General features: G+C 67.8%; 9 protein-coding genes. 2 read left to right on the top strand and 7 right to left on the bottom strand.

The window, feature by feature from the left end; all coding sequences use genetic code 11:
- Positions 1-47: 47 nt before the first annotated feature.
- From hemC to mdoH, 5 genes are all read right to left on the bottom strand, one after another.
- The gene (hemC, locus tag KXV01_RS06100) at positions 48-959 is read right to left on the bottom strand and encodes a hydroxymethylbilane synthase (protein WP_111096195.1); all 912 of its coding nucleotides are present in this window, start codon (positions 957-959) and stop codon (positions 48-50) included.
- 636 nt (positions 960-1,595) lie between these two features.
- Entirely contained in the window at positions 1,596-2,327 is a 732-nt protein-coding gene (locus KXV01_RS06095; RefSeq protein WP_111096733.1) for a LytTR family DNA-binding domain-containing protein, read from the bottom strand.
- 10 nt (positions 2,328-2,337) lie between these two features.
- Positions 2,338-3,381, bottom strand: coding sequence for a sensor histidine kinase (locus tag KXV01_RS06090; RefSeq protein ID WP_181452450.1), 1,044 nt, complete (start codon positions 3,379-3,381; stop codon positions 2,338-2,340).
- A 3-nt stretch (positions 3,382-3,384) separates the two neighbouring features.
- Positions 3,385-4,044 carry an alpha/beta hydrolase gene (locus tag KXV01_RS06085; RefSeq protein WP_263467599.1) on the bottom strand — a complete coding sequence of 220 codons (660 nt, stop codon included), beginning with the start codon at positions 4,042-4,044 and terminating at the stop codon, positions 3,385-3,387.
- Between the two features lie 50 nt (positions 4,045-4,094).
- Positions 4,095-6,020 (bottom strand): glucans biosynthesis glucosyltransferase MdoH, encoded by a 1,926-nt coding sequence (mdoH, locus tag KXV01_RS06080; protein WP_111096734.1) that lies wholly within the window; start codon positions 6,018-6,020, stop codon positions 4,095-4,097.
- A 496-nt stretch (positions 6,021-6,516) separates the two neighbouring features.
- Here mdoH and KXV01_RS06075 point away from each other — a divergent pair, with 496 nt between their 5' ends.
- Positions 6,517-8,565, top strand: a complete 2,049-nt coding sequence (locus KXV01_RS06075) for a TonB-dependent receptor (protein ID WP_111096735.1) — start codon at positions 6,517-6,519, stop codon at positions 8,563-8,565.
- Positions 8,566-8,625: 60 nt separating this feature from the next.
- Here KXV01_RS06075 and KXV01_RS06070 read toward each other — a convergent pair whose 3' ends face one another.
- A complete protein-coding gene (locus KXV01_RS06070; protein ID WP_005419553.1) occupies positions 8,626-8,796 on the bottom strand; it encodes a hypothetical protein in 171 nt (56 codons plus the stop codon).
- Positions 8,797-9,010: 214 nt separating this feature from the next.
- Between KXV01_RS06070 and KXV01_RS06065 the strand changes: the two genes are divergently transcribed.
- Complete coding sequence (locus tag KXV01_RS06065; RefSeq protein WP_049415323.1) at positions 9,011-9,397, top strand: DUF2628 domain-containing protein; 387 nt, start codon at positions 9,011-9,013, stop codon at positions 9,395-9,397.
- Between the two features lie 77 nt (positions 9,398-9,474).
- Here the strand turns inward: KXV01_RS06065 and KXV01_RS06060 are convergent, their stop codons facing one another.
- Positions 9,475-12,006: a methyl-accepting chemotaxis protein gene (locus tag KXV01_RS06060; RefSeq protein ID WP_099494901.1), complete on the bottom strand. Its 2,532-nt coding sequence runs from the start codon at positions 12,004-12,006 to the stop codon at positions 9,475-9,477.
- Between the last annotated feature and the right edge of the window lie 114 nt (positions 12,007-12,120).

The raw sequence follows: 12,120 nt of genomic DNA, 5'->3' as shown, positions 1-12,120 counted from the left end.
TCGGGGCAAGAGGTTGCCGGCCAGTGGCCGGCACTACCCGCGATGGCTCAGACGTTCAGCAGTTCGCCAGCACCATCGTCCAGCAGCAGCCGCGCCACCTGCTGGCCCAGCGCCTCCGGATCCCGGGCCGGGCCCACCGCTTCGGCACGCACGGCGCGGCCATCACTGGCGCTGCCGACCAGGCCCTGCAGGTGCAGGTCGTCGCCCTGCCACTGCGCGATCGCCGCCACCGGCACGTGGCAGCTGCCATGCAGCGCACGGTTCATCGCCCGCTCGGCTTCCACGCAGGCGCGCGTAGCAGCGTCATCAAGCGTGGCGAACAGCGCCATCAGGCGCGTATTGCCTCCGTCGCACTCTACCGCCACCGCGCCCTGCGCCGGCGCCGGCAGCCATTGTGGCGGCTGCAGGCGTGCGACGATGCGCTCGCCCAGGCCCAGGCGCTCCAGGCCGGCCACGGCCAGCACGATGGCGTCGTAGCCACCGTTGTCGAGCTTGGCCAGGCGGGTGTTGACGTTGCCACGCAGATCCAGCAGTTCCAGGTCCGGGCGCAGCGCGCGCAGCTGGGCCTGGCGGCGCAGCGACGACGTGCCGACCCGCGCGCCGATCGGCAAGGCGTCCAGCGAGGCATACAGGTTGGAGACGAAACCATCGGCCGGGTCGTGCCGGGTCAGCATCGCCGGCAGTGCGAAGGGCACGTCCAGTTCCATCGGCACATCCTTCAGCGAGTGCACGGCGCAGTCGGCCTCACCCCGCAGCATGGCCAGCTCCAGTTCCTTCAGGAACAGGCCCTTGCCACCGATGGCGGCCAGCGAGCGGTCCAGCACCTCGTCACCGCGGGTGCTCATCGGCACCAGTTCCACATGCAGGCCAGGGTGGGCCTGGCGCAGCCGGTCGGCGACGTGTTCGCTCTGCCAGAGGGCGAGCGGGCTCTTGCGGGTAGCGATGCGGACAGTTTCCATCCGGTCATTATCGCGCCTTCGGCGCGGATACGGCCAACGGCGGAGCCCCTCGTGGCTGGTGCATCGGCTGGATCTATCGCGCTTGGCCGGGCGGGGTGGGTTCGCGGGGGACGCCGTGAATCCGTCCGTGGAGGCTTGGCCGCGGCATCCATGCCGCGGACACCCCCGCGAACCCACCCCGCCCGGCCTTTGACAGTTTCCGTGTGCGCCAGCCACGGAAGATCAAAAAAAAAGAGTGCAGAAGCAAAGGCAACAGTCGACGGCTTCCGGGGTCAGATCCCTTTTCCGCAGGAAAAGGGATCTGACCCCTCTTCCCCCCTCGATAACAACAATGCCCTTGCCGTCCGTCACCGGGAAATTCGCGAGGGTGAGGCGGGATGGGCGGGCGAGACCGTTGGCGCCATGGGCCCGAGGCATGCCTCGGGCGGGTTGGGCAGGACGCCCAACCCCGGTCTTGCCGTGTGCGCAGGACAGCGCACACGAGCAAGGCGCCATCGAGCCCCCAGGGATGGGTTTACGGCGTGTCCCGCCTGCCCATCCCGCCTCACCCAACACGCAACAACACAGAGCCGACAACCCGCTGTTGCTGTTGCTGTTGATTTCACAGCAGTCGCGGCCGCAGGCCGCGCGGACCACTCACAGATGCCGCAGTTCCTGCTTCAGCATCGCCACGCACCGGCGGCTGACTTCCAGCGGCTGCTTGCCATGCCGCAATACCGCCTGCACCTGCCCGCCCGAGCCTCGACGCAGCTCCACCAGCTCGTGGCGTGCCACCAGGCAGTTGCGATGGATGCGGATGAAACGACTGGCGAACTCTTCTTCCAGCGACTTCAGCGATTCCTCGATCAGGTCCTCGCCGCGCGCGTGGTGCACCACCACGTACTTCTCCTCGGCCTGCAGGTAGTGGATATCGTCCAGCGGAATCAGGCGCAGGCTGCCGCGCAGGCGTGCGCACAGCACGCTGCGTGCCTGCTGCCCGCTGTGCTCCTGTGGCTGACCATTGCGGCCGGCCAGGAACGTGCGCGCACGTGCGATCGCCGCCGCCAACCGTTCGGCACGCACTGGCTTCATCAGGTAGTCGATCGCCGCAGCCTCGAACGCCGACAGCGCATGCGCATCGTAGGCGGTGCAGAACACCACCGCTGGCCGGGGTTCGAAGCTGGCCAGGTGGCGGGCCGCTTCCAGGCCATCCAGCCCGGGCATCGCGATATCCAGCAGGACCAGGTCCGGCTGCAGCGCCGCGCACGCGTGCAGGGCCTGCTCACCGTTGCCGGCCTCGGCCACCACGTCCACGCCGTCCTGTGCCGCCAACAGGCTGCGCAGGCGCTCGCGCGCCAGTGGTTCGTCATCGGCGATGACTACCCTCACGATCGTTCCCTCACTGGATCGGCACTGTCACCTGGCAGGCATAGTAGCCCTCGCTCCAGCCAGCCGTCATCCGCGCGGCGCTGCCGAAGCGCCAGGCCAGCCGATGGCCGATGCTGTGCTGGGCATGGCCGGCGCCGCGTGCCAGCGCCAGCCCCGGCGCCTGCGGATCGGGTGCCGGGTTGCGTACGCGGATCTGCAGCTCATTGCCCTCGCGCGCCAGCTGCAGTTCGATGGTGCCGCCGTCGGGCAGGCGCGAGATGCCATGCAGCACGGCATTTTCCACCAGCGGCTGCAGTACCAGCCTTGGCAAGGGCAGGTCCCATGGCAGCGGCTCGTCGCGCTGCCAACGCACCTGCAGGCGTTCGCCCAGGCGCAGCGATTCGATCGACAGGTAGCGCTCGGCCAGCTCGCATTCGTCGCGCAGGGTGGAATCGCCCTCGCCCGCCCCCAGCGCGGCACGGAACAGATCGGACAGGTCCAGCACCGCGCGCTCGGCGACTGCCGGGTCACGATGCAGCAGGCTGGCGATCAGGTTCATGCTGTTGAACAGGAAGTGCGGGCGGATACGCGCCTGCAGCGCGTCGGCCTGCGCGCGCGCGTTGGCCTGCACCTGCGCGGCCCAGCGATCGCTTACGTAGAAGTAGCGCAGCGCCAGCGCGGCGATCAGCGCCGTGGTTGCCGCGCTGCCGAGGGTGAAACGCCAGAAGCTGATGCCACTGGCGAAGTTGTCGCCCAGCACCGCGTACAGCGCGTGCACGATGCCGGCGCAGACCACCGCGATCAGGGTGGCCAGCACGGTCGCCGCAATGGCGCCCAGCACCGGCGGCAGCCGCGACAGGGCCTGCCGCAGCAGGCAAAGGCTGGCGGTCACCGCCAGCGCCAGCCACAGCGCGAATCCGCTGGCCGACAGCAGTTCGCCGAAGGTCCAGTGACGGCTGCCGTCCGGCGCCAGCGCCAGTACCACCACCACCAGCTCGGCCAGGCCGAGCATCGCCGCCAGCCGTGGCAGGCGGCACAGTTCCGGCATCCACGGCGGTGTGCTGGCCGGCGACATGGCTCAGGCGGCGCCCAGGCGTTCCTGCAGCCAGTCAGCCAGTGCCTGGATCTCCTCGGCACAGACCTGGTGGGCCATCGGGTAACTGTGCCACGCCACGTCCAGGCCCAGCGTACGCAGCACCTGCGCGCTGTGCGCGGCGACGGCCTGCGGGATCACCGGGTCGCCACTGCCATGGGCCATGAACACCGGCACCTGCACCGCGCCGTCAACACGCGTGGCGCTGTCGGCTTCGGGCAGATAGGTCGACAGCGCGATCAGGCCGGCCAGTGGCGCGGTACGCGACAGCGCGGCAGTCAGGATGATCGCCCCGCCCTGCGAGAAGCCTGCCAGGAAGATCTTCTCCGGCGCGATGCCGCGCTCGATCTCGCGCGCGATCAGTGCGTCCAGCTGCACCACCGATTCCTGCACGCCGGCCATGTCGGCGCGCGAACGGAAGTCCATGCCCACGATGTCGTACCAGCCGCGCATCGGCACGCCGTTTTTGATCGTGATCGGCCGCACGGGTGCGTGCGGGAACACGAAGCGCAGCGCCGGCCAGTGCGGCCGCACCAGTTCCGGCACGATCGGCGCGAAATCATGGCCGTCGGCGCCGAGGCCGTGCAGCCAGATCACCGACCACTGCGGCGAGGCGCCGGTTTCCTGTTCCACCGTTTGCAGCATGATGCGGCTCCTTCAAGTTCGAGCCGCATTATGCCGCCGGCGCGGGGCAATCAGTACAGCGGCGGTTGCTCGGCCGCTTCCCGCCGCAGCTGCGCGGCGCGTACCAGCACCGGTGGCGGAATGTTCTCTTCGGGAATATCGAGCAGGCCGAGGCGATGCAGGAAAGCACCGGGGCCGCGCGAGGAGGTCAGCGCCACCACCGGAACGGCCAGAACCATGCCGATCACCACCGGCGCCATCCAGGCCGCCAGCGACGGCGATACCGCCCAGGCCAGCACGCCCATGAAGGCGCCGAACACACCCAGGCCACCGTAGCCACGGATCAACGCCATCCACGAGATGCCGCCGTCGTCACGCTGCTGCGCATCCCAGCCGGAATCGCGCCCGGACAACACTTCGGCCACGCCGCGTGACTGCACGTACATCACCACCGGCGCCATCAGCGCGGCCAGCACGGTTTCCACCAGCATCGATACGAAGGCACGGATCGGACCGCCACAACCGCGGCGGTCGACCGGGTCCAGCAGCATTGCCAGGTAGCCGAGCACCTTGGGCAGCAGCAGCACCGCCATGGTGGCGGCGAACAGGCGCACCACCTGCTCTTCATCCTGTGCGCGCCAGTACACGCTGGGCGACAGGTGCAGCAGGGCGTTGAAATCAATGCCTTCCTGGAACAGCGGGATGGCGATGCCGATCAGCATCAGCATCGCCCACATCGGTGCGGTGAAATAGTGGCCGATGCCGATCAGCATGTGCGTGCGGCTGATCCAGTGCAGGCCGCGGCTGCCGACCACCTTGCCGTGCTGCAGGTTGCCCTGGCACCAGCGGCGGTCGCGCACCAGCAGGTCGGTCAGCGTCGGCGGGCCTTCCTCGTAGCTGCCACCAAGGTAGGGCACCATGTGCGCGGCCCAGCCGCCACGGCGCATCAGCGCTGCTTCGACGAAGTCGTGGCTGAGCACGTGGCCGCCGAACGGCTTGCGCCCCGGCAGCGCCGGCAGGCCGGCGTGGTCGGCGAAGGCGCGGGTGCGGATGATCGCGTTGTGGCCCCAGTAATTGCTTTCGGCGCCATGCCACCACGCCACGCCACGGGCGATCACCGGCCCGTACACGCGGCCACCGAACTGCTGCATGCGCGCGAACAGGGTGCGGCCACCGATCACCGACGGCAGGGTCTGGATCAGGCCGACGTCGGCGTTGTGCTCCATGCCGGCCACCAGGCGCACGATGCTGTCGCCGGTCATCAGGCTGTCGGCGTCAAGGATCAGCATCTGCGGGTAGGCACCGCCGAAGCGGCGGACCCAGTCGGCGATGTTGCCGGCCTTGCGCCCGCTGTTGTCACCACGGCGTCGATAGAACAGGCGCGCCTGCCCCTCCGGCACACGCTCGCGCAACTCGGCGAACACCTGTTCCTCGGCAGCAGCGATGTCCTCGCGGCGGGTGTCGCTGAGCACGAAGAAGTCGAAGCGGGCGAGCTGGCCGGTGGCCGCCACCGACTCGTAGATCGCCTGCAGGCCCGCCAGCAGGCGGCGCGGGTCTTCGTTGTAGGTCGGCATCAACAGCGCAGTACGGCTGTGCACGGCCGGCAACGGCTTGTCCGGGTCGATGCCGAGCCGATAGCCCCGGTCGAACACCGCGGTCAGGAAGCCGGCCAGGGCGCTGGCAAACGAGAGCGCGATCCAGGCAAACAGGCCGACGAACAGCACCAGCAGGCAGGCTTCGAGCACGCTGATGCCATTGGCCGACAGCACCCGCCACATCATCCGCGTAGCCACCGCGGTCATGCCGAGCGTGCCACCAAACAGGTACAGCCGGCGCAGGCCGATCAGGCGCGGCGAGGTGCGATGCCGCCGGACCTTCAGTGCGCCTTCGCGCAGGGTCTGTTCGGGCATCGGCAACGGCGATTCAGCGGGCAGCAGCGCCCAGCCGGCATCGAGCCGGGGCGTTCCTGCTTCCGCATGGATGGTCTGCACCCCCATCGTCGCTTACTCCGCGCCGTCGGCACGGCCGGCCATCCCGGCCGGGCTGCATGCACCAAGGTTCCCGGCGCGCTTTCCCGGCGCCCGCACTTGTCCTGGCTGTGTCGGCCTCACGCCGCACAGTCGATGTCTGTCACTACCGGAACCCACACGATCTCCAACGGGGCGGAATCGAAAATGCGGCCCAGTCTAGGGCCCAGAATGTAAGCCGGGTGCGAAGGTCTACACCGGGATTTGTCCCCATTCAGCAAGTAGCAGGCGATCACGCCAGGGCATGGCCAGATGTCACGGCATCGCCCCCGATACTGGATCGTAACAAACGCGAACGGTTATCATTTCATTAACCAGGCAGGTCACCGTCTTCCGCACGGCCGCGACCCACCCAGCTGCGCCGGTCCAGACCGCGCACCCGATGACCCACGGAAGGGGTGGCTGCCTGCTGTCTACCTGCGCCTGCTGCTTCCACCGGGTCACCCCACCCCCCATGGAAGCCGTCATGTCCCTGTCGTCCCGTTCCCGTTCCGCGCGCCTGCCGCGCACCCGCCTGGCCACCGCCCGCCTGGCCACCGCCTGCCTGCTGGCCTTGCCCGGCCTGGCCGCCGCAGAGGCCGCCGCCGATGCCTCCACCAAGGACCTGGATACCGTGGTGGTCACGGCTTCAGGCAGCCAGCAGTGGATCAAGGATGCCCCGGCCAGCATCAGCGTGATCGGTCGTGAGGACATCGAGCGCCAGCCGGTACCGGACCTGGCCGCCCTGCTCAGCCGCGTACCGGGCGTGACCGGCGGCCTCAGCGCCGTCGGCGAGCAGTCCAAGATCAAGCTGCGTGGCATGCCGTCCAACTACACGCTGGTGCTGGTGGACGGCAAGCGCATCGGCAGCTCGGCCTCGACCCACTATCGCCCCGACCTCGGCCGCCAGGACCTGAACTGGATCTCTCCGGACCAGATCGAGCGCATCGAGGTGGTGCGCGGGCCGATGTCGTCGCTGTATGGCTCCGATGCGATGGGCGGGGTGATCAACATCATCACCCGGCGCATCGGCGACGAATGGAACGGCAGCGCCACCCACAGCTACACCCGCCCGGCTGACGGCAAGCGCGGCGATACCCAGCAGATCGGCGCCACTTTCTCCGGACCGCTGGGCGAACGCTTCGGCCTGCGCATCGGCGCCAACAGCATGCGCCGCGATTCGGACCGCTCCAACGGCGGTGTCTACGGCAATGCCTATGCAGGCGAGAAGGATCGCAATGTCGATGCGCTGCTGCAGTGGAAGCTGAGCGACGCACAGGAACTGTCACTGGAAGCCGGGCACGGCGTGCAGCAGGCCTTCATCGATGCGTCGCTGGAAAAGCAGGACGAAGGTGCCTGGGGTGCCAGTGAGCTCAAGCGCAGCTCGCTGGCGCTCAACCACGATGGCAGGTGGCGCTTCGGCAATTCGAAGATCAGTGCGTACTGGACCGAGTACAAGAACGACATCGGTGCTGCCGGCCGTTCCGAAGCGACCGATACGATCATCGAGGGCAGCCTGACCATGCCGTTCACCCTCGGCGTTGAGCACCAGTTCGCCGCAGGCGGCCAATGGAAGCGGCAGGAGCTGACCAACACCGACACCATCGGCCGCGCGCCGATCGACTATGCCGGCAACGCGGTCAGCGGCTCCACTCTGGACGTGGACACCTGGGCGCTGTTTGCCGAGGACGAGCTGAAACTGCACCGCACCCTGGCCCTGACCGTGGGCGCGCGCCTGGACCATCACGAGCAGTTCGGCGGCCACGTCAGCCCGCGTGCGTACCTGGTGTGGCACCCTGCCGAACAGTGGACGATCCGCGGTGGCGTCTCCAAGGGCTTCCGTGCGCCCAGCCTGACCGAGAATTCGGCCAGTGCCGCTACCCAGTCCGGGGGCCGCGGCTGCACCTCGCTGATTCCGCTGGGCTACACCCGCGGCGGGTGCTACATGGCCGGCAACCCGGACCTGGATCCGGAGACCAGCACCAACCGCGAGATCGGCATCAGCTTCGACAATGACCTGATCGATGTCGGCGTGACCTATTTCCACACCGACTTCCGGAACAAGATCGAATACGCACCGCTGGGCCGGTTCAATGGCATCTGGTGGACGCGCATGAGCAACGTACAGCGCGCGCGCACCCGCGGCATGGAAGGCAACCTCAACGTCCGCTTCGGCGAGCAGTGGCGCTGGCGCACCTCGGCGACCTGGATGAAGGAAGCCAAGAATCTGACCACCGGCCGCAACCTGATCGATACGCCGGAGTTCTCCGGCTATTCGTCGCTGGACTGGACGCCCAGCACGGTGTTTTCCGGCAGCCTGTCGGCGCAGTACACCGGCAAGCAGACCGGCACCGCCACGACCTTCCTCAAGGCCTATACCCTGTATGACCTGACCGCGGCATGGAACGTCAACCAAGTGCTGACCCTGCGCGGTGGCGTCAGCAACCTGGCCGACAAGAAGCTGTATGCGGAAGGCTCCACCGACTACTTCGTCGCCGGGCGCAGCTACTTCCTGAGCATGACCGCGCGGTTCTGACCGGCGGCACGCGCCGTGATCGCGCTGGCGACATGCCAGCGCGATCGACGGTGTTGCCGGTTACTCGCTTTCCAGCGCGGCCGGTGCCGCATCCCGCGTGGCGGCCGTGCGCGCACGGTCCATCGCCACCGCCAGTTGCTGGCGTGCGAGCAGTTGTTGTGCCTGCACCACTTCAGGTGTCGGCAGGAGCACCGGTCCCGGTGCGTTTTCCGGTGTAGCAGGTGTGGTCATGCAACCTCCATGGACATCCCGCCGCCGCACGGGTTCAGCCGGGGCGGCAGCGGAACTGCGCACCCTATCCTAAAAACAAGGCGGGTGGGTGACGGCGCGGCGCTTGGCCGCAGGCGCGGGAACAAGGCAGGCGTCACATTCTTGACGGTAGCGCTTGGATCCTGAATAGGACTTGTCCTATCATGAAAACGTTTTCTCACAGGGATGTTTCCCAATGAATACCACTGACCTTTCCCAGTTCAGCCCCAAGTGGCAGTTCCGCTTCAACTTCTTCCGCCAGCACGGCGCCCCCAAGAACCCCGGCTTCAAGCAGGCCTGGAAGGCACTGTCCTTTGGCGACCGCCTGAAGATCAACCTGAACTTCTTCGCGTTGTTCTTCGGTGCCATCTACCTGCTGATTCTCGGCATGTGGCGCAAGGCACTGGTGGTGATCGGCATCAACATCGCGCTGGCCATTGTCACCATGTTCCTGCCGGACATCGTCGGGCGCATGTTGTTCATCGCCATGAACCTGCTGGTCGCCTCCAGCACCAACTACAGCTACTACCTGGAAAAGGTGGAAGGACGCGCCAGCTGGAATCCGTTTGAAGGAATGTTCTGAGCCATCAGACCTGCGCAGGATGCGCGGCAAGGATGCATCCGACGCCCGGCACTCGCCGGGCGTCTTCGTTTCCGGCATCAGGCCGCGCGGCGGGCCATGCCCTCCGGCTCGGCCTGCAGGCGGAAGCGCGACACCGCCACCGCCAGCTGCTCGGCCTGCTCCTCCATCGCACGGGCGGCGGCACTGGCTTCCTCCACCAGCGCGGCGTTCTGCTGGGTGGTTTCGTCCATCTGCACCACGGTCTGGTTGACCTGCTCGATGCCGGCCGACTGTTCGCGCGACGCGGCCGAGATCTCGGCCATGATCTCGTTGACCCGGCCGACCTGACCGACGATGTCCTGCATGGTGCGCCCCGCACCGTGCACCAGCTGCGCACCGGCACCGACCTGGGCCACCGAGGCGTCGATCAGCTCCTTGATCTCCTTGGCAGCACCCGCCGAGCGCTGCGCCAGCGCCCGCACTTCACTGGCCACCACTGCGAAGCCACGGCCCTGTTCACCGGCGCGCGCCGCTTCCACTGCGGCATTCAACGCCAGGATGTTGGTCTGGAACGCAATGCCGTCGATCACCGAGATGATCTCGGCGATGCGCTGCGAAGACGCCTCGATCTGCTCCATGGTGTGCACCACCTGGCTGACCACCTGGCCGCCTTCGCTGGCCACGCCCGCTGCGGAACCGGCCAGCGTGTTTGCCTGCAGCGCATGGTCGGCATTCTGGCGCACGGTGGAGGTCAGTTCTTCCATCGACGCGGCGGTTTCCTCCAGGTTGGCGGCCTGCTGTTCGGTGCGGCGCGACAGGTCGCTGTTGCCGGCCGCGATCTCACCGGCGGCCAGGCGGATGCTGGCTGCCGACTGCTGGATCTGGCCCACGATCTGGGTCAATTGCTGCACGGTGCTGTTGGCATCGTCGCGCATCACCGCAAACACCCCGTGGAAGTCGCCCTGCATGCGGGTACTGAGGTCACCGGCGGCGATCGCGCGCAGCAGCGTCGACAGTGCCGCCAGGTTGTGGTCGCTGACCTGCATCATTGTGTTCAGGGTCTCCACCATGCGGCGGAAATCATGGTCGAAGCGCAGTGCATCACCGCGCACGGCGAAGTCACCGGCGGCGGCGGCGGCGGCCAGCTGCTGGATCTGCTCGTTGATCGCAGCCAGGTTGCGCTTGGTGGTCGCCATTGCGGCAGTGAACACCGCCTTCTCGCCCGGCAGCGCTTCCATGTCCACGCTGAGGTCGCCCACGGCATAGCACTGCATCACTTCAACCAGGCGCTGGGTGACCGCATTGCTGGAGGCCACCAGCTGGTTGCTGTCGGCCACCATGCGGCCGTACTCGCCCGGGAAGGCCGCAGCATCCATGCGATAGCTGAGTTCACCGGCATCGTGGCGGCGCGCCATTTCGGCCTGCGCAGCCATCACCGACTGCAACTGCCCACGCATGCCCTGCATCGCGTCCAGCAGGCGCCCCACTTCGTCGTTGCTGCGCGCCGGCAGCGTGCTGTCCAGCTTGCCGGCGGCGACATCCCCGGCCACGCGCACCGCTTCGGCCAACGGGCGGATTGCCAGGCGGCGCAGCAGCACGTAGACACCGGCGCTGAGGGTCAGCGCGGCGATCACGCCGACCAGCAGGGTCAGCCACAGCAGCTGGCGTGCCTCAGACACGATCACCGCATGCGGCATCACCACGCCCAGCGCGAAGCGTTGCGGGGCTTCGCCCACGCGCAGCGGCACGTACACGCGTACGTTGCCGGCCGCGTCGGGGCTGAAGGCCTCGAACGGACGGTCGGCGGCGATGTCGGCCAGCATGCTGCGGGTCAGCGCATCGTTGCGCGGCTTGCCGATCTCGGCGGCATTGGCCGAGGCCAGCACCACGCCCTTCGGCGACAGCAGTTCGACGCGGCCAGCCCCCATCGGCTTCAGCGTTGCCAGATGCTTCTGCAGCGCTGCCAGCGAGAAGTCGACGGTGAATACACCGAGGAACCTGTCGTTCTCGATGATCGGCGTGCTCAACGTGCTCATCAGCACCTGCTGCCCGGCGATGTCATACGCATAGGGTTCGCTGACCTTGGGCAGCTTGTCGCGGCTGGGCACCATGTACCAGTCACCGGAACCGCTGGCAGTCTCGGTGTAGTCGGTCATCACCGACTGCTGCGGTTTGCCGTCTTGCCAGGCCCAGTAGCTCATGTAGCGGCCGGTGGCATCGTGTGCTTCGGTATTGACGAACTCCGCATCCTTGCCGTCGAAGGCATCGGCCTCCCACATGGTGCTCTTGCCCAGCCATTGAGGATGAGCACGCAGCTGTTCGCCGAGCACCGCCGCCAGGCTGGCGCGGTCGGGGATGTCACCACGGGCACGCTGGGCCAGCACGGCCTCGACCATGGCGTCATTGCTGGCGAAAGCGGTGCCCAGATCAGCCGCCACCTGGCGCGCCTCGGCGTTGGCCTCGCTGGTCATGGTCTGGCGCGAGGCGCTGATCAGACTGGCGCTGGCCTGCCGGTAGATCAGGAAGGCGGTCAGGCCGAAGCACAGCAGCGCGATCACGGCGGTGCCCAGCATCAACTTGTGGGCGATGCTGCCCGGGCGTTGGGCAGTGGCAGAGCGGGAAGAAGACATGGGAGGGTCCGCAGGGCAGTTCAGGACGACCGGCACCACGAGGGCACCGCGCAGGCGCGCGATCCGTCGCGCAGGCCACCGGCCGCCGGGGCGCGCCCGGCGCTGGAAGCGCAC

It is taken from the genome of Stenotrophomonas sp. Ps181 (genome assembly GCF_025697425.1).
Classification (GTDB): Bacteria; Pseudomonadota; Gammaproteobacteria; order Xanthomonadales; family Xanthomonadaceae; genus Stenotrophomonas; species Stenotrophomonas sepilia.
This window is presented reverse-complemented; position numbering and strand designations above follow the sequence as displayed.